Raw genomic sequence first — 23,585 nt, forward strand, 5'->3', positions numbered from 1 at the left:
CTGCCGTTAATCTTTAAAAATCGTAATCGATACCTTCCCCTTCCTGTTCTCTGGAAAGGTTCAATGTGCTGAGTGTTTTCTTTTTTACTCTCTGGTCCTCAGAAGCCTCCAGTATAAAATCCTTTATTTCTTTTGAATGCCTGATATGCTTTAAGGTAAGCGTAGGGTCAGTCACATCCCCGCCGAAGCAGTGGACAGTCCCAAGCCCGAATATCCTCTCTATCAGGCTCACGCAGAGGCGTGTATCCAGGATCTTGTACATGTAGCAGTCGTTCTCTCTCCTGTGCAGAATCCCGGAATTGACCGTAATATATTCTTCGCTGACAGAATAAGTAGTAAATGTAAATGGAAGTCCGAAGAACAGCCATCTTTTTCTCTCTTTAAATTTCATGTTGCACCTCCTGGTATTCATATGGGCACATAGTGCCGGGGTTTACATAACACAATCCTGACGCTGCTGCCAATCCCCGCTGTTATCAGTGTAAAATATCCTACCCTGCTTGTCAATACTTAAGTCGCTTTAATAGTTACTGTTCACACGTCACCATCCCGCGAGGTGTTTTCGTGCGTATTTGCACGAAAATCCCGAGGGTTGCAGCGCGAAACGGCGTTTTTTGCCGTTTCTGTGCATCGCGGAGCGTGTTACTGGTCACGGAGTAAACAGTAACCTTTAATATTTTCCCTTGAATTTCTCCCTGATTTGTTATATGATAAGATGCAATGGAGTAACATATTATGGGACTGCACTACAGTAGATTGCAAAGGAGAAGACTATGAGACATTTAATGAGTCCCCTCGATTTCTCAGTCGGGGAACTGAATGAGATTATGAATCTTGCCAATGATATTGAAGCACATCCGGACAAATATGCACATGCCTGTGATGGAAAAAAATTAGCCACTTTATTTTATGAACCAAGCACACGAACCCGCTTAAGTTTTGAAGCAGCAATGATGAACTTAGGGGGGAATGTACTTGGTTTTTCTTCGGCCGATTCCAGTTCAGCAGCTAAGGGGGAGAGTGTTTCTGACACCATCCGTATTGTGTCCTGCTATTCTGATATCTGCGCCATGCGCCATCCCAAGGAGGGTGCTCCCATGGTGGCAGCCGCCAAGTCTTCCATTCCAGTTATCAACGCCGGAGACGGCGGACACCAGCATCCGACACAGACACTCACGGACCTGTTGACTATCCGTTCTCTCAAGGGAAGGCTGGAAAATCTGACCATTGGTCTTTGCGGCGATCTTAAGTTCGGACGTACAGTACACTCTCTGATCAACGCACTCGTGCGATATGAAAACATCAAATTCGTGCTGATCTCCCCTGATGAACTTCGGATCCCTGATTATATCCGTGAGGATGTTCTGGAGGCCAACCATGTGGATTACGTGCAGGTGGAGCGGCTGGAAGATGCCATGGCGGACCTGGATCTGCTCTACATGACGAGAGTCCAGAAGGAACGCTTCTTTAATGAAGAGGATTATGTGCGTATGAAGGATTTCTATATCCTGGATAAAAATAAGATGGATCTGGCAGGCCCTGATATGCTGGTGCTCCATCCCCTTCCCCGGGTCAACGAGATTTCCGTGGAGGTCGATGATGACCCGAGAGCCGTCTATTTCAAACAGGCACAGTATGGCGTCTATATCCGCATGGCGCTGATTCTCACACTGCTGGAGGTGAAAGTATGTTAAATGTAGGAGCTTTAAATGAGGGATTTGTTTTAGACCATATTGAAGCCGGAAAAAGCATGTCCATATATCATTACCTGGGGCTGGACAAGCTGGACTGCTGCGTAGCCATAATAAAAAATGCCCGCAGCAACAAGATGGGCAAAAAGGATATCATCAAGGTAGAATGTCCTATAGATATGCTGGACCTGAATATACTCGGCTTTATCGACCACAATATAACCGTTAACATCATTCAGGACGGACATATAGTTGATAAGAAGGCTCTCACCCTTCCAAAAGAAATCACGAATGTGATCAAATGTAAAAACCCGCGCTGTATAACCTCCATCGAGCAGGGACTGGATCATGTGTTTGTACTGACAGATCCCAAAAAAGAGGTTTACCGCTGCAAATACTGTGAAGAAAAATATAAAGGCCGCAAATAATCTGCTGCAGCTTCAGAAGCAAAACAAGGGGGGATGTAAAAACATCCCCCCTAAAAAATACTCTACTGTCTCATAACAAGATGTCTTGGAATGCCATCCACCATTACCGGCGGGTAATCCCCCTGCACAAGAGGTCTGACATAAGCCAGGAATTCCGGAGTCACATATGTCCCATCCTTTGTGATCCATTCTCTCGGAACAAGTTTCTCATCATTTGCTATCTTGTGGACATCGTAAATACCTGTAGCGCACTGGTACGGATCATCAGAAACCCTGTCGATTACCACCATCTTGCCGCTGTCACCTTCGTCCGCCGCTTTGACAGCCGCGCCGCCTACCATAAACGCCTCATTAATATCAACCCTGGAAGCCACATGGGATGCACTTCTCTGAAGCGTGCTGAATTCCACTCCTCTTGTCTTACAGCCGATCTCAGCAGCTACAAAATTGGCGAGATAGTCTGCTGTGCCTGACAGCTGCTTATGGCCAAACGCATCTACATAATCTGAATTCGTTGAGAGTTCGCACACATATCTGCCGTCAGCCAGACGGATCCCCTCTGACACAGCCACCACAATAGACGGTTTCTTTTTCAGCAGAGTCTTGACCCTCTCCATGAATTTCTTGACATCAAACGGAAGCTCAGGCAGATATATAAGATCCGGCCCTGCGCAGTCCTCGCCTTTTGAAAGAGCCGCCGCTCCTGTAAGCCATCCGGCATTTCTTCCCATGATCTCTACAATGGTGACAAGGCTGGTCTTATATGTAAGTCCCAGACCGTCACGGATGATCTCTTTTACGGATGTGCCAATGTACTTGGCTGCGCTTCCGTATCCCGGAGTGTGGTCTGTAAGGGCCAGGTCATTATCAATCGTCTTCGGCACGCCCACGAACTTCTGTGTCTGACCTGTCAGAATTGCATAATCTGACAGCTTCTTTATGGTATCCATAGAATCATTGCCGCCAATATAAATAAAGCTGTCGATCTCCAGCTTATTCAGGATTGCAAATATTTTCTCATAGATATCCTTGTCTTCATGGATCTCCGGAAGCTTATATCTGCAGGAACCTAAAAAAGCGGAAGGTGTCCTCTTTAACAGCTCAATATCCAGATCATTCTTAATATACTTGGAGAGGTCCACATACTGTTCATCCAGAAATCCCTGTATTCCGTGAAGCATTCCATAGATTTTATGGAAGCCCCTGTCCCTTGCCGTTTTGTAAACTCCCGCAAGGCTGGAATTGATGACCGCTGTGGGTCCGCCCGATTGTCCGACTATCACGTTTCTCTTCATGCTCATATACCTCCTGGTTTCTGTCATTCTTACTGCTTTTGCAACTGTTCAGCGGCCGCTTATCTGCTTTTTGCATTTTACCGAATACAGTCACGTCAGCAATATATAATATTCTGCACAACAACATAGTTAATATTATATCAAACATGTGCAAAATATACAAGTTATTTCTATAGTTTCCATCCTGGTGCTATTTTTTGAATTTTGTATATTTAATATAACTTTTTAGTATTTCCAATTGAATTATTCATCATTTTGTACTACAATAGCAATATAACTTATGCGGAATTATATTTTGAAGGAGGTATCTTTATGCTTACTAAACGTCAGAATCTCTTAGAAACTATCAGGGGCGGAAAACCTGACCGCTTCGTGCAGCAGTACGAAGCGCTGGAAATGGTATTTAACCCCATCATGATGCACAGCCCTGCCCCCCAGCCCGGACAGCTGAATGTGGTAAATGACTGGGGTGTGACAAATTCCTGGCCCGCCGGCACTCCCGGCGCCTTCCCTGTCCATACTCCTGACAAGATTGTTGTAAAAGATATAACAAAATGGCGGGAATATGTACATGCACCAAATGTTAAATTTTCAGATGAGGAATGGGAACCTTTTATCAAACAGGCTGAGGCCGTGGACAGGAACGAGTATTTTGTTACTTCCTTCATTGCACCAGGCCTCTTTGAGCACTGCCACCATCTGTGTGAGATCCAGAATGCTCTCATTAATTTCTATGAAGAGCCGGAATGTATGCATGAATTAATTGATTATCTGACTGAATGGGAATTAGCTCTCGCCAAGGAGATCTGCAGCCATCAGAAACCGGATGCCATCTTCCATCATGATGACTGGGGAAGCCAGACTTCCACCTTCATCTCCCCTGATATGTTCAATGAATTCTTCCTGCCGGCCTATAAGAAGATATACGGCTATTATAAGGAACATGGAGTTGAGCTTATCATACATCACTCAGATTCTTATGCGGCAACACTTGTGCCTGATATGATAGAAATGGGTATCGATATCTGGCAGGGTGTGATGACCACAAATAATATACCTGAGCTCATATCCAAATACGGCGGAAAAATCTCCTTTATGGGCGGAATCGACAGTGCAAAGATCGATTACAGCGGCTGGTCACAGGATGTGATAGCAAAAGAAGTCCGGCGAGCATGCGATGAAAACGGCAGGCTTTATTTCATTCCCTGCGCTTCCCAGGGCCTGGCTATAAGTACCTTCCCGGGCGTATATGAGGTTACCTCTGAGGAGATCAGTAAATACAGCAAGGAAGTATTTGGCTGATCATAAATGATTCTAAATAAAAGGCTGTGCAGCCTGCCATTCCCAGCGCTGCACAGCCTTATTATTTTCCTCTGTAAATCCACAGATCTGCCAAATAGTTACCTTTCCCCTTATACTTTAAAGCAGCTTCCGCCCACAAATTCCCTCAGTATGGAATTCATGGGTATGCTTTCGCTTGGAATCCCCACAAAATAATCCAGGAATTTAAGAAGCCTCTTCGCCTCTCTGTATTCCGGCTCATCCCTGCCGATCCCAAATAAAAGTGGCTCCGCATAGATCTTCAGGGCCGCCAGCTCATAGACAAGGGCTGAATTAAACATAATGTCCGCATTTTCCTGATGGGGGAATATATAATTTTCTTCACCCCTGCGCACTGAAGACCACATAGCGATCGTCCCTTTTGCAGGTGTTCCCCTTGTCATGGCATCACGCACGATCCTTCTCAGCAGCCGCCCGTCTGTTGTGGGTATCCTGTTGTGTTCATCAATATTCAGCTGTGTGAGGGCGCTGATATATATCTTGAACTTGCTCTCTGCCGGAAGTGCATGTGACATCTGGTCATTTAAGGAATGGATGCCCTCGATCACAAGAATATCATCCTTTCCAAGCTTCTTATACCTTCCCTTGTACTCTCTCTTACCCGTTCTGAAATTATAAACCGGCAGCTCTACTCTCCTGCCCTCCAGAAGATCCTTCATATCCCTGTTAAAAAGTTCTACGTCCAGAGCTTCCAGACATTCGAAATCATGTTTTCCATGCTCATCAAGAGGAGTCTTATCCCTGTCTATAAAGTAATCATCAACTGGAATAGGATGAGGATTTAAGCCGTGGGCTGATAACTGTATGGACAGCCTGTGGGAAAATGTAGTCTTGCCTGATGACGACGGCCCCGCGATCAGGATAATCTTTTTATCCGGCTGCGCCGCAATCATTGCCGCCATTTCTCCTATCTTCTTTTCCTGAAGCGCTTCCTGGATCAGGATCAGCTCCCTTATGTCCCTGTGTACAATGTACTGGTTCAGATCAGATACTGTGGTAATATCCAGCATCTCCCCCCATTTCAGGGATTCCTTCTGCACATTGAATATTTTGGACCGGGGATTGAATGAAGGCACCTCCCTCGGACTGTTCATATACGGCATCTGAAGCACAAATCCCTCATCATACAGACAGAGGTCAAAATACTTCAGGTATGAAGTGTCGGGAACCATATACCCGTAAAAATAATCTTCAAAGCCGTCCAGATCATAAATATTTACTTTTGAAACTCGTCTGTAATGAAACAGCTCTTCCTTATCATGCATCTCATATTTTCTAAAAAGAGAGATGGCGTCATCTGTATTAACACTTTTCTTCACTATGGGAACTGCTCTTTCAACCAGCTGCAGCATATAGGCTTTAACCTTTTTAAGCAGCTCCTCCGTCACCTCAAGACTGCCCGTTACAGTACAGTAATAACCGCTGCTTACCGCATAATGGATGCAGGCCTTTTCTATGTTCTCATGGCCTCCTTCATGGTACAGCGCCTTAAGCAGCAACAATGTCATGCTCCGCCTGTAGGCATTAAACCCTTCTTTATCAGACGTTGTAAGAAAAGTAAGGGTGCAGTCCTGGGTAAGAGTCTTTCCCAGCTCCCTCAGCCTGTTATCCTCCAGTACCAGCACTATGTCATTTACTTTTCCAGGCTGGTATTCCCTGGCAATATCATAGTACGGTGTCCCTGCGGGATAGCTCTTTTTTTGGCCCTCTATCATGACCTGTACCATACCTGCCTCAGATGTCTTATTTATATCTGTCATATATAGCGCGTTCCTCCCCTCTTATATTCTTAAAGGATCCTGAATGGATTCCTGACAGGCTCCAAATACACCTCCAGATCAGGGTGATTTTTCTTCATATATTCCTCCATCTGGCTGATGAATATATGCTCAAGCCCGTAATGACCGGCATCTATCACCGCAAGACCCTGCATCATGCTGTCAATCCCTTCATGATGTCCGAAATCTCCGCTGATCAGTACCTCCGCACCTGTCCAAATGGCCGGCTGCACCATGCTTTTTCCTGAACCCGGCGATACAGCTGCCCTGCTGACAACCTTCTCTTCATCCCCGTATAGGATCACATGTTCAAGCCCGAAGACCCTTTTGACAAGCTCACAGCATTCCTTCAAAGTCACAGGCGCAGGAAGCCATCCTGTCCTGCCAAATCCCTCAGGCTCCCCTGTCACTTCATTGGTGCAGGTGATATCCAGCACTTCTTCATCCCGAAGCCCCAGCATCCGGGAGGCAAGAGGAGCCATCATTGCCACATCATAATTTGTATGCATGGCATAGCAGGATATATCACTTTGAATCAGTTCTACCAGCCTTCTGCCGGTAAAATCGTCAGTATTTACTTTTCTGACAGGTGAAAATAACAGGGGATGATGTGTCAGCAGCATGTCCGCCCCTTTTTCTTTGGCATCCCGGATCACCTCATCCGTGGCATCCAGCCCAATATAGACCCTTTTTACCTCTTTCTCCCTGCGTCCTGCCATAAGCCCTGGATTATCCCAGCCTGCGGCATAAGACAGCGGAAAACTCTCCTCCAGCTTCTCAATCAGATCACCGCATTTCATAATAACACTCCTTCGCTCTTGCTGCACATGCCAGCTTTTCTTCTATCTCACATTTTCTTGCCCTGGCCGGCTCTCCATCTCTGCCAACAAGCCCCTGCAGCACATTGCCCAGGACAGCCTGCTCCCATTCCAGATACTTAAAAAGGCATTCATGCCTTTTTCTTAACAGGACAGGTCCATACATGAACTCCAGATCAGAGAGGCTGCCCTCCTGCCGGGCATGCATCACCCTCATCATAGGGTAATACTTTCCGTCCTCCAGCACCATCTCTTCATCCTCTATCTCATACCCGTTTCCATACAGGAATCTTCTCACTTCCTCCAGCCCGGACTGCGGCTGGAGGACAATACGTTCCACACCCTCCAGCACGTCACGTCCTTCACGGAGGATCTTCTGTACCAGTCCTCCGCCCATCCCTGCGATCACTACCCAGTCCGCTTCCCCCTCCTTCAGGGCCTGCACCCCGTCAGATAAGCGCGTCATGATCTTTGATGAGAGTCCATGGCTCCTTATATTTGCCTCTGCCCTTTCAAGCGGTCCTCTGTTCACATCCATGGCGATACTTGCCGCCGCTCTTCCTTCTTCCACCAGATATATCGGTATGTATCCGTGATCCGTGCCCACATCCGCAAGACATCTTGCGGAAGTTACCATACCAGCAACGGACAATAGTCTTTTTGATAACTGCATTTTAATGATAACTCCCTGTCTATTCCAGAAAATCCTTCAGCTTGCGGCTGCGGCTTGGATGGCGCAGCTTCCGCAGCGCTTTAGCCTCAATCTGACGGATCCTTTCTCTGGTTACTTCAAATTCTTTTCCAACTTCTTCTAATGTCCTGGCCCTTCCGTCCTCCAGCCCGAACCGGAGGCTTAAGACCTTCCGCTCCCTGCTTGTAAGAGTGTCCATGACCTCTCCCAGCTGCTCCCGGAGCAGTGCAAACGCCGCAGCCTCAGCAGGAACAGGCACATTATCGTCCCTGATAAAATCTCCCAGATGGCTGTCTTCCTCTTCACCCACAGGCGACTCCAGTGATACTGGTTCCTGGGAAATTTTCCTGATCTCCTGTACCCTGTCAACAGAAAGCCCCACTGCCAAAGCTACTTCCTCAGAACTGGGTTCCCTTCCCAGCTCCTGCAGCAGCTGCCTGGAGGCTTTTGTCACCCTGTTGATCGTCTCAACCATATGCACAGGGATCCTGATCGTCCTGGCCTGGTCGGCGATAGCCCTTGTGATGGCCTGGCGTATCCACCAGGTAGCATAAGTGCTGAATTTAAACCCTTTCTGATGGTCAAATTTATCGACAGCTTTAATAAGGCCCAGGTTTCCTTCCTGGATAAGGTCCAGAAGCTGCATCCCTCTTCCTGAATACCTCTTCGCTATACTCACCACAAGACGAAGGTTCGATTCCGCCAGCCGCTTTTTGGCCTCCTCGTCCCCCTGCTCTATCAAAAGCGCCAGTCTCGTCTCCTCCTCCGGAGTCAGCAGCGGAACTTTGCCTATCTCCTTCAGATACATGCGCACAGGATCATCTGTGCCGACTCCTTCCGGGACAGACAGATCTATCTCCTCCGGGACGATCTCCTCTTCTTCCTCCAGAAATTCCGGCACCTCTTCATTAACCTGCAAAACATCCACGCCGTGCTCTTCTAAAAACTCCAGAACTTTATCACATTTTTCCTCACTCCAGTCCTGTCTGGGGAAAAAATTAAAGATTTCTTCGTACTCTAATACATTCTTTCGTTTTTTTGCATATTCCAGTAAGGTCTTTAATTGTTCTTCCACTGCCATTACCTTCCTTCCGTAGCACCATCCCGGCGTTTCACTCTCATTTATCCTGTATTCTTTCCCTAATCCAGGGAAATATGCAGCTTTTCAAGATCCTGCAGACGTCTCTTGCTCATGACTATCTGCTGAAGTCCGGCTAAATCCGCAGGGTCCAAATGAGCCGTCTGATATTCGATGCTGTTCTGCACGATTTTTCCAATTGTTTCTTTGACTGCTTTTGACAGTTCCTCCTTTGTCTCCACTCTTATATTTGTATTAAACAGCGCCGCCGCTTCCCTCTGCTGTTCCGGCTCCATAAAATGATTTATGATCTTGGCGGGATTCAATTCGCCCCCTTCATACTGCTCAAAAAGCATTTCAGCCACTGTCCTGTACATCTCTGTAGTAAAATCCTTTGGACCGATATACTCTTTCACTGTCTTAAAAAGAGAGGGGTTTTCAATCAGCCATGTGAGCAGGAGCCGCTGGGATTTCTGCATTCCGTCATCCTTCACCTCTGCCTGCCGTCTTGGCCGTACAACCGTGTTCTCTGCTGCCGCAGCGCCCCGCAGCGCCATCCTGTTTACCAGCTTTCTCAGATTATCAAAGCCGATATGGTATTTGGCAGCCGTGGCCTCAATATAATTTTCCCTCTCCAGCTCCACCTCAAACGCTGCCAGCTTTTTCGCCGTCTCGTTAAAAAATGAGGTCTTGCCCTCAGGGTCTTTCATATCATATTCTTTTTCCAGTACAGATATTTCAAACATAAAGCTGTTTTCTGCTTTATCTATCCTCTCCTGGAATGCTTCTGCACCTTCCGCTTTAATAAACTCATCAGGATCCTTATACGGATCCATATGCAGCACTCTTGCAGCTATCCCTGCCGCCTTCAGGATGGGAACAGCCCTGAGGGCGGCTTTTGTGCCTGCAGCGTCACTGTCATAGGTGAGGATCACCTCGTCGGTATACCTTTTCAGCAGGCTGGCATGCTGCGTGGTGAGCGCTGTGCCAAGAGAGGCCACTGCATTCTTAAAGCCTGCCTGATGCATGGAAATCACATCCATATATCCCTCACATACAAGCAGATTCTTTTGCCTGGAGGTTCTGGCGATATTCAGCCCGTAGAGGTTTCTGCTCTTGTCAAATACCTTTGTCTCCGGAGAGTTTAAGTATTTGGGCTTTCCGTCCCCCATAACACGGCCGCCGAATCCGATCACCCTGCCGTTCACATCCATGATGGGGAATATGACCCTGTTCCAGAATTTATCATACATGCCGTGACGCTCGTCCACATTCATCAGTCCTGATTCTCTGAGCAGCTCGTCCGATATGCCCTGTTTTTTCAGATACCGGTACAGGTCATCACTGTACTTGTTTGCATATCCCAGCCCGAATCCCTTGATCGTCTCGTCTGAAAGCCGGCGTCCTTTCAGGTATTCCATGGCCTGGGCTCCATTCTCTGTCCGCAGCTGGTAATAGAAATACTTGGCAGCCATTTTATTAAGCTCCAGTATGCGCCCTTTCAGATCCTGCTGTTTCCTCATCTCTGCAGAATACTCCTGCTCAGGCAGAGTTACCCCTGCCCGCTCAGCCAGGAATTTCAGCGCCTCAGGAAAGGAATAATTCTCATATTCCATTATGAAAGTAAATACATTCCCTCCTGCGCCGCAGCCAAAGCAGTAGTACATCTGCTTTCCGGGGCTGACAGAAAATGAAGGGGATTTCTCATTATGGAACGGGCACAGCCCAAAATAAGAGCTCCCTTTTCGTTGCAGCTTCACATACCCTGAAATCACATCCACAATATCATTTTTTTCTCTTATCTCTTCTACAAGTTCTTCTGGGTAATACATTTATGTCTCTCCTTAATACTGCCATGCTTTTGGGATGAACAGCTCGCTGAATCTGGCCATTGAATACTGGTCTGTCATCCCGGCTATGTAGTCACAAACGACCCGCTCTTCTGCTTCGCCTCTGTCTATAAGCTCCAGATATTCAGCGGGCATGGCATCCAAATGGCGGCTGTAATAGCCATAGAGCTCTCTGAGCATATTCTTGGCCTTAGATTCCTCGCTCTTTGCCTTTGGATTTTTGTAGACATGCTCAAACATAAAATGCCTCAGATCCTGCATGGCTTTTTCCATGTGGGGAGACATGATGATGTCCGGCCTGCCCTCGCTGTTTCGCACAATATCATGTATCAGCGTATTTAAGCGTTCACGAATAGTATAGCCCAGAATCCTCCGATATTCCAGTGGAATCTCTTCTTCCGTTAAAATTCCCGCACGTTCGGCATCGTCGATGTCATGGTTTATATAGGCTATCTTGTCAGAGAGACGGACGATCTTTCCTTCCAGCGTACTTGGGCTGCCCGCTGTCCTGTGGTTCAATATGCCGTCCCTCACTTCCCAGGTCAGGTTCAGCCCCCTGCCTTTCTTTTCCAGAAGCTCCACCACCCTCAGGCTCTGCTCAAAGTGTGTAAATCCCAGAGGACAGACTTCATTGAGCGCACTTTCCCCTGAATGGCCAAATGGTGTATGCCCCAGATCATGTCCCAGAGCTATGGCCTCTGTCAGGTCTTCATTCATTCTCAAAGCCCTGGCAATCGTCCTGGCTGTCTGAGACACCTCAAGTGTGTGGGTGAGGCGCGTCCTGTAATGATCCCCCTGGGGGGTCAGAAAGACCTGTGTCTTATGCTTCAGCCTGCGAAAAGCCTTAGAATGCAGTATCCTGTCTCTGTCTCTTTGATATACAGGGCGGATGTCACACTGTTCTTCAAAGACATCCCTGCCCCTTGAATTCCTGCTCAGTGATGCAAACGGGCTGAAATACTCCTCTTCCCGAAGCTCAGCCATCTCACGTATCGTCATAGCGCCATTCCTCCCTACCAGTATTTTTAATGCTGCTATTCACGGCTCCGATAAAAGCGCGGTTCCGCGGATAATAATTTTCTAATGCCTCATAACCAACTTCTGCCTTTATTATTATATTCTGCAAAAAAATTTATTTTCCTTTATTTTTCCAAAAATTTTATACACCTCCGTGCATCCCATAATTTAATCCTGCGGATGGGCGTGCTCCGCACGACAAGGTATACACCTCCGTGCATCCCATAATTCAGATCCTTCCGGATGGGCGTGCTCCGCACGACAAGGTATACACCTCCGTGCATCCCATAATTCACATCCTCCCGGATGGGCGTGCTCCGCACGACAAGGTATACCTATCTCCGTCTGTCACTACCTGCACGGCTCCCAGGTCTTTTGTCAGATAAGAGCGGCAGCCGGCTTCTCCCAGTCTTAAAAGAAGCTCCTTGTGCGGATGTCCATATCTGTTTCCCTCACCGCATGAGATCACTGCTGCTTCAGGTCTTGTCACCTGCAGAAACTCATCCGTTGTAGAATTCTTTGACCCGTGATGGGCTGCCTTTAAAACATCAACTCTGGAAAATGCCTGCTGTCTCAGCAGCATCCTCTCCTCCGCCTCTTCCAGATCACCTGTGAAGAGCGCCCGGAAGCTTCCATATGACAGCATGATAACTGATGACTCCCCGTTTCTGGACGAGGCTTTATACCCTGCTGCAGGGTGAAGACATACAAGAGAAAGGCCGTCCTTCTCCTGTATACTCATGCCGCTGTTTAAATACTGTACAGGAATCCTCCTCTCCTTCGCCAAACTCTCAAGTTCTCTGTAAATCTCATCATCAGTACTCACATCAGGCAGTATAAGACAGCCGATCCCTATTCCCTCCTTTCCTTCTATCAGCTCTCTGGCTCCGTTTATATGGTCCTCATCCCCATGGGTCAGTATCAGCCCATCCAGATAACTGATGCCGTAATACTTAAGAAAGGGTATGATCCTGTATTTACCCACAGACTTCTCAGAGCTGCTTCCGCCGTCTATAAAATAAACCTTTCCTGTATCCGACTGTATGCAAATGCCGTCCCCCTGTCCCACATCCAGAAATGTTATCCTGAGCCCTGATGAGGTATCCAGCACAAGAACTGTGCCCAAAGCAGCCAGAAAGGCAGCTCCTCCCAGACATCCGGGGACGCGGGAACTGTCCGTGAACCTGCCGTATATTCGCGCCCCCAGAAACAGTCCTGCGATAAGCCCGTAGTAAACAAACAGCTGCCATATTTCAGGCTGCCCCAGAACAATCCGGGAACCCGGAAGTGATGCAGCCAGACGGCAGAGAAGTTCATACAGCTTCAGCAGATAGTGGCAGGGAGCAAAGCAGATAATCCCCGCTTTTATACTGATAAAACCAACCGCAGCTCCGGCGGCCCCGAAGGCCAGCACAAGAGGCAGCAGGGGCAGCACGATCAGATTGAGCACCAGTCCGAACAGAGAGGTCTCATAAAAGAACCACAGGCTCACGGGCACCGTTATGATCTGGATGGCCGCCCCTGACAGTATACCCAGGATTATTTTATTATTTACGTGGAATATGGAGGCTATGAGAGGCTGAAGTGTTCCAAGGCCCAGTATAGCCAGAAATGAAAGAAGAAATGAGACATCCCCAAGAAGTTCCGGTGAACCGGTAAGAATGACAACAGCAGAAAAAGCCAGCCCTGACAGAAGGTCATACGTCCTTCCAAAAATCTGCGCTCCCAGATAGACAAGATACATAAGCAGCGCCCTCTTTGCCGAGACGCCAAACCCTGTCATCACGCAGTATGCAGCCATCAGAAGGCCGCTTATCAGACCGGCACATAAAAAGCCTGTCCCATGTTTCCTGAGCCACTTATAGAGAGCCATTCCCAGCAGGGATATATGGAGCCCTGATATGGCCAAAATGTGAGAGATACCTCCCAGCTGATAAAGGTCTTTCATTTCCTCTTCCAGATTGGACTTTTCCCCCAGCAGCATGGCCTGCAGAAATCCCGCATCTTCCCCTCCTATTTCATCAAATTTCTTTGCCAGCGTCTCTCTGAGGCTGCAGAGTGTTTCCAGGATAAGGTCATATGAGCCGGAGACCGCCAGAGTTCTGGCATCATCCAGGATATAGTATATTCCTTTAGCTGCATAATACCGGGCAAAATCAAACTGGCCCGGATTCGTAGCTTTTTCAGGTTCTTTAAGTATCCCTGCTGCCCGCACATATGTACCTATTTTTATTTTATTCTGATTTTTATCAAGACGGATTAATAAATTGGATTTTTCCAGCATTGCACCGTAATTTTCTGCATTTTCCGGCTGGCTGGTATTCTGACTCCCGGTTTGACCGGGCTGAATAATAGAAATGTTTTTCAGATATATCTGAAGGCTGTTCGCCTTCTCTTCACGTTTATAGACCTGCCCTTCCACACTGACAGAATCATTTCCTGATATCTTCCGGTCTGCGTCTTTATCAGACGCGCCGGAAGAAAAAAGAAGCATTCCCAGAAGGAGTAAGAGGCAGGCCAGACACATAGGCCTTTTTCTCAATTTTTCCCTCCCTGAATCTTATCGATCCCTACTGAGGGATCTGCACTTACACTCGTTTCCGCCTGCGGATCAGGCACTGTACTGCTTCCGCCTGTATCAGCGGCCGTATCATCAGCCGCAGTGTCCTCCGCCTTTTGTGACGTGTCCGCCACCACTATAATATCCTTATTCCGCCCAAACCCGTTTTCCAGACTGATGGTATCCCTGTATGTTATCTGGCTCTCACCATCTATCTGGATATTTACTTCTGTCAGATTACATGAATCACAGAGTGAATTTACCACAGAATAAAGTGCTGCATCAGGCTGGACATTTTTTCCGTCAATTCCCTTATTAAAGCTCCCGGAAAAGTTTACAGTACAGCTTGTCCCTTTTACTGTTACAGAAAGCACTTTCGTATCAGCAGGCATCACTGCCTGCAGCCTGCTGTTCACCGGTCCCTTGATGAGCTGCTCCAGCACCACACGCTCCAGAGCAGTATTGCTGGAATAATGGACATTGCGCATCTCCTTCATGATCTTCTGTCCTGAAGAATCTGCAAAATAAAGAGGGAGAGACGCGTATTGGTAAGAATTGATCCCCTGTCCCTGATTGTCTATAAAAGTATCTGCCGTCATAGCTCCCACCGGCTGGTCAACATAGTCACGCAGCGGGTTACCCTCTATGTTGAAAGCTACCTTGTCAACACAGGGCAGCTGCACAAGTGTCTTTACTGCCGCTGCCCTGAACAGTACCTCTGAGATGTTATCCATCTCTTTATATGCACTGTTAAATTCTAATGTCAGCAGCTTGTTGTCAAGTACAAATCCTGTACATACTACATTTTCCGGTTTGGCGCTCTTTTGCTCTGACGATGAGGGGGACGTGGCTATCCTGTCGATCAGCTCTTTAATTAACTCATTGTCGCTCTGACCTTTGGGAGTATATCCTTCATGTGTCAGCTTTGTCCCGTCTTTATTCGTATAGTATACCTGATACCCGCCCTTCTCACTGGCTGACTCTTCACAGCCCGGCAGACATATGGCAATGAAGGCGGCTATCAATAAACATATTATCTTTTTCATGCTTCGCTCCTGTTATGGTGTATATGAGAGGGGGATCCTTACTGTAAATGTAGTCCCCTCGCCTTCTTTGCTGTATACTTTTACTGCGCCTCTGTGCATCAGGATCGCGCTTCTGGTGATTGCAAGGCCAAGGCCCGTGCCCCCGATCTCTCTTGAATGTGATTTGTCTACTCTGTAGAATCTCTCAAATATATGCTCCTGGTCTTCCTCCGGTATACCCAGTCCTGAATCCTCCACCTTCACATAAAAATACTTGTGGTCTGAATTCAGCGAGATCCTCACCCAGCCATCCTCTTTATTGTATTTGACAGCGTTTTCTATCAGATTAGATATGGCAAGAGAGAGCTTTGTCTCATCAACCTGCGCTGTCACAGGCTTAAATGTCTCCAGTATAAGCTCAACCTCATGCTGGTCCGCTATGGGCCTGAGACGCTTTACAATAAGCTCCAGAAGCTCATTGATATTTTTTTCCTCAACCTTGATGTCAGCTGCTTTTTTATCCATTTTTACAAGTGAAAGCAGGTCATTTATGATCTTATTTTCCCTGTCGATCTCCTCAGCTATGTCAGCCATAAATTCCTTGTACAGCTCAACAGGCGCGTCCCCCTGCATGAGAAGGGAATCCGCCAGCACTTTCATGGAAGTTATGGGAGTCTTCAGTTCATGCGATACGTTCGACACAAACTCCTGTCTTGAATCATCAAGTGCCTTCATCCTCACAAGCATCTGGTTATAAGCCTCGGCCAGCAGCTGTGTCTCTGTATAATCAGGGATAGAGATGTCCTCCTCTGAAAATCCGCCGGATACTTCCTCCAATGATTTCGTAACCTTTGTAAATGGCTTAACAAGCATTCTGGAAGCATAAAAAGCTATTGCCAGGATAACCAGCCCCATCCCCAGCTGAAGCATAAACACCTTCTGGCTGAGCACATCCTTGCTCACCTGGATATCTTCTGTGGGCATGCTCACGATCATGACACCTATCATCTCTTTTGTGACTGCATCTTTCACAGGTACTGTCATCTCTATGAACTCATTTTTTCTGTTATAGTTCATAGTATCCTCGCCCTTAAAGGATTTTATGACCTCCTCTGATACGATCACCTTTTTCTCATCAAGCCCAAACGTATCTTTAATAATTGTAAACTCCCTGTTCACGATGACAATACGGCCTCCATAGAGATTTGCCAGCTGTGAGAGCTGCATGTCAATGGTCTGCGAGTGGCTTCCATTTATGTACTGGGAGTCACTGAGCTGATCTGCTATGGACAGGCACTGATTCTGGACCATGTTGGCCCGCTGCTGCAGTGTCTGTTCTTCAAAATTATGCAGTATGCCGAACTTAAGTACTATGATCGGCGCTACGCCCACCAGGATAAATATTATAAATATCCTGAACTGGAGGCTTTTCCCGTACTTCTTTATAAATTCCATATTAAAATACTTTTTCACTTATTTTCCCCTTACTGATCCGCGCTGCTCAGACGCAAAAGGACGAAAGGATTCGCCCTTCGTCCCTGGTTTCTCAATGCTGAAAGTAGTACCCGACTCCCCATTTCGTATGTACATATTTCGGCTCGCTGGGATTTTCTTCTATCTTTTCCCTGAGTCTCCTGATATGTACATCCACAGTTCTGACATCCCCCGGATATTCATAGCCCCAGACGATATTCAGCAGGTTTTCACGGCTGTAGACCTTATTCGGATTAAACACCAGCAGCTCCAGTACATCAAATTCCTTTGCTGTCAGATTTATTTCTTTTCCCGCAATGCTGACCCTTCTACCTTCACAATCCAGGACCAGGTCTCCCACCTCCACAATCTTATGCTGCTCCTCTGCTGCAGCTTTGCGCTCTGTCCTGCGCATGATGGCTTTTATCCTTGCCTTTACCTCAAGAATATTGAATGGCTTTGTTATATAATCATCGGCCCCGTATTCCAGCCCGAGTATCTTGTCCATGTCATCTCCCTTAGCTGTGAGCATAACGATCGGAACATTCGAAAAATCTCTTATCTGCTGGCACACTTCAAAGCCGTCCATCTTAGGAAGCATCACATCCAGAAGGATGATATCGTATTCTTTCTCCTTTGCCATCTTCAGAGCTTCCTCGCCGTCATAGGCACAGTTTACTTCCATTCCATCCTGTTCAAGACTGAAACGGATTCCCTTTACGATTAATTTTTCATCATCCACTACTAATACTTTCCTAGCCATTCTGTTCAATTCTCCTTATTGTACTACGATTTTGTCTTTTATTTTGGAATAGACAGCTTCCTTAATCCCCTTGATATTCATTATTTCTTCTGTTGATCTGAATCCGCCGTTCTCTTCCCTGTAAGCCATGATATCTTCTGCCTTTGACTCTCCGATTCCCGGAAGCTCCATCAACTGCTCCTTCGTGGCTTTATTTAAATCTACCTTACTCTCTCCCGGCTCCGCTGCGGACTGCTGCAAAGCAGCCTGTCCGGCAGCAGCATTTTCTGCCCCGGCTTCAAGAGTCATGGCCTCTTCTTTATCCCAGATATAGAGCCTCTGTCCGTCAGCCAGCACGGCAGCCTGATTCACTGCCTCTTCAGCAGCTCCCTCTTCAAACCCGCCGGCCTTCTTTACAGCCTCATAAACTCTGTCACCGCTTTTCAGCTCATAGACTCCCGGATGTTTTACCGCGCCGCACACATGAACATATATTGATCCTGCTTCTGTGCTGCGGACCGTCTCGTTCCGGATCTCTTCCCGGGCCTTCTTCACTGCCTCTTCTGTATCTGCTTTGCCTGTCACGACCGTAAGGCTCTCTGTCCAGAGAACCTCCTCCCTGGGCTGCCCTCCGGCCGTTTCTTCAAACACTATGCCTCCCTGCCTCTCACAGCCCGCTAAAAGACTGCACAAAAGCAGTAAAGGCACCTTCTTTATCCAACTCATTTTTTGCATAACCTCCTTTACACCTGAAGGCGCAAAGTTCCCCTTATGCATATATCTTTATTCTATCGGAAAACTTGTCCGATTACAATAGCAAATTTATACGATTTACCACTTAAATATGACGATACCTGCTATCGCTATGCCCATACCTAACACTTTTCTCCATTCAAGCGGCTGCTTATCTACTCCAAAGCATCCTATCAGCTCAATGGCGTAAGCTACCACCAGCTGGGCTATCACTATCAGCATAGCTGCTCTTGCCGGCCCCAGGGCAGACATACTCTTTATCACAGTCACAGTGATAAAAGCTCCAATGACTCCGCCCAGAAGCGCATACTTATTTGGAACCTGCAGAAGTGTCCCAAAGCTTTCCCTCCCCGTAAAAAACCAGGCGATCAGGCACACAATAAGAGCCGAAAACTGAACAAAGCTTGTGGAGACCCACAAGCTGGTGTTCTTAGTCACTTCCGTATTGAACACTCCCTGGACACTCATCAGCGCACCAGAGAGCAGCGCGATTAAAATACCAAACATACTTCCATCTCCAATCCTTTTGTTTTTGCAGCTGCGATTATCCGTATCTGCATTTTTTCCTAGTATAACGCAAAGTAAATACCTTTATGGTTCGGTGAGAATGATTTTTCGAGAGTGCAGGTGCAAAAACGCAGGCGTAGCGGGCTACGCTGAGGCTTTTGCGCCTGTGCTATCGGGAAATCAGGCCAGCGAAACATAAAGGTATTTGCTGGGCGTTATACTAGTATCCCCGGATTGAATATGTTTATTCCCGCGAGCAATAAGCCAAGTGAACATGCCTGCATGTGCATTTGGCGAATGCAGCGAGGGTCAAATCCCCCGCTGCTCTGCTGCGCTGCAGGTTTGATATCCTGTCTGCCTGCTGCAGGAGTTTTGACTCATAACATCCAAATCCTGCTTCGGCATTTTTTTATGTGTGATAATGTACGCTATTGCCAGCGGTACGCAGGCACCGAGCCATGCCAGGGGATTTGCCCAGCACGCGCCGGCAAATCCAAATGCACCGGCCAGCACAACAGCTGCAAATGCCCTCATCACAAGTTCCATTATGCCCGCTATAGTAGGCACCAGTCCTTTTCCCAGGCCCTGGAGTGTAAATCTGAAAATGAACAGGAGTGATAATACAAAATACATGCTTCCGTTGACTCTTAAGTATACCTCAGCGAGTGAAAGCACCTGCTTCTGGCCTCCTCCCACAAAAATCTCTACCAGCTGGTATCCTGCGAAGGTATTGACCAGCCCCATGGCAACGGCAAAGCTGACTGAGATAACGGCACACTGGAATACACCTTTCCTGATCCTGGCATATTTCTGTGCTCCATAGTTCTGGGCCGCATATGTTGCCATTGTGGTGCCAAAGGAAGACATAGGCAGAGTTGCCAGCATATCTATCTTCTGTGCTGCCGTGTAAGCTGCCACTGAAACTGCCCCAAGACCATTGAGTGCGAACTGGAGGATCAGAGAACCAATGGCAATGATGGATGTCTGGAAAGCCATGGGCAGCCCTACTTTAAGGTGCACTGCTATCTCCCATCTTCTTATCCTGAAATCATCTCTGGTGAGCCACAGCAGAGGAAGTTTCTTTTTAATATAGACGATGCACAGTATGCCTGAAACCAGCTGAGCCAGAATCGTAGCACAAGCAGCCCCTGCCACTCCCATATTAAATCCCAGGATACAGAGGAAATCCAGCCCTATGTTCAGCACACAGGCGATCACCAGGAAATAAAGAGGCGTCCTTGAATCCCCCAGCGCCCTCACCAGGTTGGAGAGCAGGTTAAACAGTACACAGGCCCCGGTCCCTATGAAAATGATCACCAGATACTGATATGCATCCCCGATGATCTCCTCCGGAGTCTGCAGCATCCTCAGCAGAGGCATAGTAAGAGGTATGGCCAGAGCTGTCAGGATAATGGTGACACAAAGGCTGATCATAATACTAGCCGCTGCGCTCCTGCGTATCCCTTCCTCATCCTGTGCCCCGAATCTCTGGGCCGTTATAATAGAAAGCCCGGAACTGAGTCCCTGCGCAAATCCAAGTATAAAAAACGTGATGCTTCCCGTACATCCTACGGCTGCCAGCGCATTGACGCCGATGGTACGGCCTACAATCAGGGTGTCAGCCATACTGTAGAACTGCTGGAACAGATTTCCTATCAGCAGCGGAATAGTAAACAGCACAATAAGCTTTGCCGGCTGCCCGGTGGTTAAATTTTTTGTCATTTCTGCTCATCCTTCCCTTTTATTTCCGAATACAACATTTAAATCCCTTGCTTCATTCTTTTGATTATTATAGTCTCCTCAAAAAAAAGTAAAATGTAATTTCTTGTACATTGCATGTATTATTTTGTACAGCGCTTTGATGACGTGGTAGTTTAGGAGATTGAAAGGGGGAGAACGCTTTGCATTATAGGTTGTGAATCAGCGGGCGGGAGGGTTCGTGGTTCAGTCCGAACCCTCCCGCTGATGCCAAGTTTTTCGGTGCAAAGCTGGCTCCCGCAATGAGGTTGGGGCATAGGTGAAACCACTACCTTTGAGGATTCCCGGAACACCTTTGTATGGATAACTACCCGGGGGCAGAATATACTTGGCTGCATTAATTCTCAGCCATAGCCTGTTTATAACAGTCAGCTTTGTGCCAGTAAACTTGGCGCCGTCAGGAAGGGGAGCGGTGGGGTTCGTTGTGGCGGACTATAGTGAGGAAGATGAAAATCTTAGGCTGTGGGACCCGCGGTCAGCAAAAACGAGTGCTTGCACTCGAGGCCGGAGCTGTCTGAGGGGCGGTTGCATCGGCAAGCGCACCGAGTTTCCGGCCGCTTTTTGCGGTTCGAGCGGGGCACGGAGCCTTAGATTTTCACTCCGCAGCGGTCGGACAGAACAACGAACCCCACCGCTCCCCTTCCTGACGGCTCACTGCCTCCCGCACAAAGCGTCCCGTTACCCTTTAACAGCGTTCCCACATTTTTTTCAATTAACAATTGAGCATTTCCCCAAAAAACGATATAATGAAATTCTAAATGAGGTGACGAATAATGAATAATAAACAATATGAATATGATTTGACATATGAAGACCTGAACCCTACTTTTCTTTTTATTTCCCAGCTGGCGCGGACGGAGGATGAGAAGAATTATCACTGCCATGATTTTATTGAGCTGGCTATTATTATGAAGGGGCAGGCCAGATATTTTATAGACGGGAACTGGTATGTGGGGAAAGAGGGGGATCTGATCATATTAAATCCTGGTACATACCACAAAAGCCTGATCCTGAATCCCGACAACCATGCTATTGAATGTTATCTGTCCTTCACCAATATCCATTTTAAGGGGATGGAAAAAAACCACTTTACACTGGCTAACGGGCGGTGTCATTTTACAATGGACGGTATCCTGAAACAGGAAGTATTTAAGATATGCAATGCGATGACGAAAGAATATAAGACATGCCGGCCCGGACGGTATTTCATGCTGAAATCATATCTGATGCAGCTGCTCCTTCTGCTTGTGCGCGAACAGATAGATTCAACAGGCACCAGGGACGCCCTCGCACCGTCTGAGGGCTGCGTCTTTGAGTCCACGGGCAAGAAATATGTTGTGAAACAGATTATCCAGTATCTGGATGAGCATTACCATGAAAAAATATCCCTTGACCAGATAGCAAGGAATATGTATCTGAGCACTTTTTATATCTCAAAGATATTCAAGTCTGAGACAGGTGACACCCCCATCAACTACCTGATCGACCTCCGCATGGAGAAGGCCAGAGAGCTGATGGAGGCAAACCCGTCTGAAAGCATACAGACGATCGCATCTCTGGTAGGGTATGAGGACGTCTACCATTTCAGCAAGCTGTTTAAAAAGCATTTTGGGGCTGCCCCGTCACAATATAAGAACAGCCCCCTGTGATTCTGGATTTTACTGAAGCGTTTTCTTACATTTCCTCTGTATAATACCTGCCAAGGGCATCTGCCCCCATGATGGCTGCGTATACATCTTCCGGAGTAACCTCAAATGGCATGTTGCCCAGTGTATCGTCTGGTGAGCATGCCAGTTTTGCAACCTCCATGATCTGTTCTTCCTTAACCTCTTTTATTCCCAGCCCGGCAAGTGTGACAGGAAGGCCAACTGATATGCAGAAATCAATGACTGTTTCTATTTCTTCTGTATCTGCGTTCTCCAGAACCAGCTGTACAAGTGTTCCAAACGCAACTTTTTCCCCGTGATAAAGGCTGTGGGTCTCTTCAACTGCAGTCAGTCCGTTGTGGATAGCATGGGCTCCGGCAAGACCGCCGCTCTCAAAACCTATCCCTGAAAGATATGTATTCGCCTCTATAACATTTTCCACTGATTTTGTGCAGACCTTGTTTTCCACCGCAAGCATTGCGCTCACACCATTTTCAAGCAGTGTGTCATAACAGAGCTTTGCCAGTGACATAGCTGCCAGAGTCTGTTTTCCTCCGACACAGTTCCCCGCATTTGACCGCTGGCACGCCCTGGCTTCAAAATATGTGGCAAGAGCATCTCCCATTCCTGAGATCAGCAGACGGGCTGGGGCCCTGCTTACCACATCTGTATCCACAAGGACCATATTGGGGCTGGACGGCAGGAAAAGATATCTTTCAAAAACACCTTCATCTGTATAAATTACAGACAGCGCACTGCAGGGTGCATCTGTAGATGCGATGGTCGGAACTATCACTACAGGGACTCCCAGGTAGTATGCTGCCGCCTTAGCCGTATCATGGATCTTGCCGCCTCCCACTCCAACGATTACATCACAATTTGCCGCCCTGCATGCTGCGGCCACACGGTTGATCTCTGTCATGCAGCATTCTCCGTTAAATGCTTCATACACTACTGCTGTCTCTGTTCCCTTCTGCCCTTCACTGATTGCAGGCTCAACTCTCTTTTTTCCGGATGGGCTTGTAAGAACAAACAAAGATTTTCCGTAATTTGCAGCATGGCTGCAAAGATTCTTCAATTCACTTTTTCCCTGTATGTATCTGCTTGGGCTTCCTATAATAGCTGCCATTTTAA

General features: G+C 47.4%; 21 protein-coding genes. 4 read left to right on the forward strand and 17 right to left on the reverse strand.

The window, feature by feature from the left end; all coding sequences use genetic code 11:
* Positions 1-13 precede the first annotated feature (13 nt).
* Positions 14-391, reverse strand: a complete 378-nt coding sequence (locus NSB28_RS03525; protein ID WP_109624173.1) for a PH domain-containing protein — start codon at positions 389-391, stop codon at positions 14-16.
* 382 nt (positions 392-773) lie between these two features.
* Between NSB28_RS03525 and pyrB the strand changes: the two genes are divergently transcribed.
* Positions 774-1,694 carry an aspartate carbamoyltransferase gene (gene pyrB / locus NSB28_RS03530; RefSeq protein WP_109624172.1) on the forward strand — a complete coding sequence of 307 codons (921 nt, stop codon included), beginning with the start codon at positions 774-776 and terminating at the stop codon, positions 1,692-1,694.
* A complete protein-coding gene (locus NSB28_RS03535; RefSeq protein WP_109624171.1) occupies positions 1,688-2,119 on the forward strand; it encodes an aspartate carbamoyltransferase regulatory subunit in 432 nt (143 codons plus the stop codon). Before pyrB ends, NSB28_RS03535 begins: the two co-directional genes overlap by 7 nt.
* 62 nt (positions 2,120-2,181) lie before the next feature.
* Here NSB28_RS03535 and NSB28_RS03540 read toward each other — a convergent pair whose 3' ends face one another.
* Positions 2,182-3,420: a 6-phosphofructokinase gene (locus tag NSB28_RS03540; RefSeq protein WP_109624170.1), complete on the reverse strand. Its 1,239-nt coding sequence runs from the start codon at positions 3,418-3,420 to the stop codon at positions 2,182-2,184.
* A 306-nt stretch (positions 3,421-3,726) separates the two neighbouring features.
* Here NSB28_RS03540 and NSB28_RS03545 point away from each other — a divergent pair, with 306 nt between their 5' ends.
* Positions 3,727-4,716: a uroporphyrinogen decarboxylase family protein gene (locus NSB28_RS03545; RefSeq protein ID WP_109624169.1), complete on the forward strand. Its 990-nt coding sequence runs from the start codon at positions 3,727-3,729 to the stop codon at positions 4,714-4,716.
* A gap of 110 nt (positions 4,717-4,826) precedes the next feature.
* Here NSB28_RS03545 and NSB28_RS03550 read toward each other — a convergent pair whose 3' ends face one another.
* From NSB28_RS03550 to NSB28_RS03615, 14 genes are all read right to left on the reverse strand, one after another.
* Positions 4,827-6,482: a uridine kinase family protein gene (locus NSB28_RS03550; protein WP_109624781.1), complete on the reverse strand. Its 1,656-nt coding sequence runs from the start codon at positions 6,480-6,482 to the stop codon at positions 4,827-4,829.
* Positions 6,483-6,544: 62 nt separating this feature from the next.
* Positions 6,545-7,333: a Nif3-like dinuclear metal center hexameric protein gene (locus NSB28_RS03555; RefSeq protein ID WP_109624168.1), complete on the reverse strand. Its 789-nt coding sequence runs from the start codon at positions 7,331-7,333 to the stop codon at positions 6,545-6,547.
* On the reverse strand, positions 7,320-8,024 hold the full coding sequence (locus NSB28_RS03560) for a tRNA (adenine(22)-N(1))-methyltransferase (protein ID WP_109624167.1): 705 nt from the start codon (positions 8,022-8,024) through the stop codon (positions 7,320-7,322). The genes NSB28_RS03555 and NSB28_RS03560 overlap by 14 nt, the downstream gene beginning before the upstream one ends.
* A gap of 19 nt (positions 8,025-8,043) precedes the next feature.
* Positions 8,044-9,123, reverse strand: a complete 1,080-nt coding sequence (gene rpoD, locus NSB28_RS03565; protein ID WP_109624166.1) for an RNA polymerase sigma factor RpoD — start codon at positions 9,121-9,123, stop codon at positions 8,044-8,046.
* Positions 9,124-9,182: 59 nt separating this feature from the next.
* Positions 9,183-10,952, reverse strand: a complete 1,770-nt coding sequence (dnaG, locus tag NSB28_RS03570; RefSeq protein WP_109624165.1) for a DNA primase — start codon at positions 10,950-10,952, stop codon at positions 9,183-9,185.
* Between the two features lie 12 nt (positions 10,953-10,964).
* Positions 10,965-11,969, reverse strand: a complete 1,005-nt coding sequence (locus NSB28_RS03575; RefSeq protein WP_109624164.1) for a deoxyguanosinetriphosphate triphosphohydrolase — start codon at positions 11,967-11,969, stop codon at positions 10,965-10,967.
* A 310-nt stretch (positions 11,970-12,279) separates the two neighbouring features.
* Positions 12,280-14,529, reverse strand: a complete 2,250-nt coding sequence (locus tag NSB28_RS03580) for a DNA internalization-related competence protein ComEC/Rec2 (RefSeq protein WP_109624163.1) — start codon at positions 14,527-14,529, stop codon at positions 12,280-12,282.
* Positions 14,526-15,593, reverse strand: coding sequence for a GerMN domain-containing protein (locus tag NSB28_RS03585; protein WP_109624162.1), 1,068 nt, complete (start codon positions 15,591-15,593; stop codon positions 14,526-14,528). Before NSB28_RS03585 ends, NSB28_RS03580 begins: the two co-directional genes overlap by 4 nt.
* A 12-nt stretch (positions 15,594-15,605) precedes the next feature.
* Positions 15,606-17,027: a sensor histidine kinase gene (locus NSB28_RS03590; RefSeq protein ID WP_109624780.1), complete on the reverse strand. Its 1,422-nt coding sequence runs from the start codon at positions 17,025-17,027 to the stop codon at positions 15,606-15,608.
* Positions 17,028-17,118: 91 nt separating this feature from the next.
* Positions 17,119-17,808 (reverse strand): response regulator transcription factor, encoded by a 690-nt coding sequence (locus NSB28_RS03595; RefSeq protein ID WP_109624161.1) that lies wholly within the window; start codon positions 17,806-17,808, stop codon positions 17,119-17,121.
* A 15-nt stretch (positions 17,809-17,823) separates the two neighbouring features.
* On the reverse strand, positions 17,824-18,513 hold the full coding sequence (locus NSB28_RS03600; RefSeq protein ID WP_187374108.1) for a helix-hairpin-helix domain-containing protein: 690 nt from the start codon (positions 18,511-18,513) through the stop codon (positions 17,824-17,826).
* A 105-nt stretch (positions 18,514-18,618) separates the two neighbouring features.
* Complete coding sequence (locus NSB28_RS03605; RefSeq protein ID WP_109624159.1) at positions 18,619-19,047, reverse strand: DMT family transporter; 429 nt, start codon at positions 19,045-19,047, stop codon at positions 18,619-18,621.
* Between the two features lie 309 nt (positions 19,048-19,356).
* A complete protein-coding gene (locus NSB28_RS03610) occupies positions 19,357-20,769 on the reverse strand; it encodes an MATE family efflux transporter (protein ID WP_109624158.1) in 1,413 nt (470 codons plus the stop codon).
* A 623-nt stretch (positions 20,770-21,392) separates the two neighbouring features.
* The gene (locus tag NSB28_RS03615; protein WP_257497438.1) at positions 21,393-21,524 is read right to left on the reverse strand and encodes a hypothetical protein; all 132 of its coding nucleotides are present in this window, start codon (positions 21,522-21,524) and stop codon (positions 21,393-21,395) included.
* A 54-nt stretch (positions 21,525-21,578) separates the two neighbouring features.
* Here NSB28_RS03615 and NSB28_RS03620 point away from each other — a divergent pair, with 54 nt between their 5' ends.
* Positions 21,579-22,454 (forward strand): AraC family transcriptional regulator, encoded by an 876-nt coding sequence (locus NSB28_RS03620; RefSeq protein ID WP_109624157.1) that lies wholly within the window; start codon positions 21,579-21,581, stop codon positions 22,452-22,454.
* A gap of 25 nt (positions 22,455-22,479) precedes the next feature.
* Here the strand turns inward: NSB28_RS03620 and NSB28_RS03625 are convergent, their stop codons facing one another.
* Entirely contained in the window at positions 22,480-23,580 is a 1,101-nt protein-coding gene (locus NSB28_RS03625) for a glycerol dehydrogenase (protein WP_109624156.1), read from the reverse strand.
* Positions 23,581-23,585 lie beyond the last annotated feature (5 nt).

This window comes from Murimonas intestini, from assembly GCF_024622195.1.
Lineage (GTDB): Bacteria > Bacillota > Clostridia > Lachnospirales > Lachnospiraceae > Murimonas > Murimonas intestini.

Excerpts from the sequence above, each read along its gene's own strand:
- NSB28_RS03525 (WP_109624173.1), bottom strand. The coding sequence starts at position 391 with ATGAAATTTAAAGAGAGAAAAAGATGGCTGTTCTTCGGACTTCCATTT.
- pyrB (WP_109624172.1), top strand. The coding sequence starts at position 774 with ATGAGACATTTAATGAGTCCCCTCGATTTCTCAGTCGGGGAACTGAAT.
- NSB28_RS03535 (WP_109624171.1), top strand. The coding sequence starts at position 1,688 with ATGTTAAATGTAGGAGCTTTAAATGAGGGATTTGTTTTAGACCATATT.
- NSB28_RS03540 (WP_109624170.1), bottom strand. The coding sequence starts at position 3,420 with ATGAGCATGAAGAGAAACGTGATAGTCGGACAATCGGGCGGACCCACA.
- NSB28_RS03545 (WP_109624169.1), top strand. The coding sequence starts at position 3,727 with ATGCTTACTAAACGTCAGAATCTCTTAGAAACTATCAGGGGCGGAAAA.
- NSB28_RS03550 (WP_109624781.1), bottom strand. The coding sequence starts at position 6,482 with ATGGTACAGGTCATGATAGAGGGCCAAAAAAAGAGCTATCCCGCAGGG.
- NSB28_RS03555 (WP_109624168.1), bottom strand. The coding sequence starts at position 7,333 with ATGAAATGCGGTGATCTGATTGAGAAGCTGGAGGAGAGTTTTCCGCTG.
- NSB28_RS03560 (WP_109624167.1), bottom strand. The coding sequence starts at position 8,024 with ATGCAGTTATCAAAAAGACTATTGTCCGTTGCTGGTATGGTAACTTCC.
- rpoD (WP_109624166.1), bottom strand. The coding sequence starts at position 9,123 with ATGGCAGTGGAAGAACAATTAAAGACCTTACTGGAATATGCAAAAAAA.
- dnaG (WP_109624165.1), bottom strand. The coding sequence starts at position 10,952 with ATGTATTACCCAGAAGAACTTGTAGAAGAGATAAGAGAAAAAAATGAT.
- NSB28_RS03575 (WP_109624164.1), bottom strand. The coding sequence starts at position 11,969 with ATGACGATACGTGAGATGGCTGAGCTTCGGGAAGAGGAGTATTTCAGC.
- NSB28_RS03585 (WP_109624162.1), bottom strand. The coding sequence starts at position 15,593 with ATGAAAAAGATAATATGTTTATTGATAGCCGCCTTCATTGCCATATGT.
- NSB28_RS03590 (WP_109624780.1), bottom strand. The coding sequence starts at position 17,027 with ATGGAATTTATAAAGAAGTACGGGAAAAGCCTCCAGTTCAGGATATTT.
- NSB28_RS03595 (WP_109624161.1), bottom strand. The coding sequence starts at position 17,808 with ATGGCTAGGAAAGTATTAGTAGTGGATGATGAAAAATTAATCGTAAAG.
- NSB28_RS03600 (WP_187374108.1), bottom strand. The coding sequence starts at position 18,513 with ATGAGTTGGATAAAGAAGGTGCCTTTACTGCTTTTGTGCAGTCTTTTA.
- NSB28_RS03605 (WP_109624159.1), bottom strand. The coding sequence starts at position 19,047 with ATGTTTGGTATTTTAATCGCGCTGCTCTCTGGTGCGCTGATGAGTGTC.
- NSB28_RS03610 (WP_109624158.1), bottom strand. The coding sequence starts at position 20,769 with ATGACAAAAAATTTAACCACCGGGCAGCCGGCAAAGCTTATTGTGCTG.
- NSB28_RS03620 (WP_109624157.1), top strand. The coding sequence starts at position 21,579 with ATGAATAATAAACAATATGAATATGATTTGACATATGAAGACCTGAAC.
- NSB28_RS03625 (WP_109624156.1), bottom strand. The coding sequence starts at position 23,580 with ATGGCAGCTATTATAGGAAGCCCAAGCAGATACATACAGGGAAAAAGT.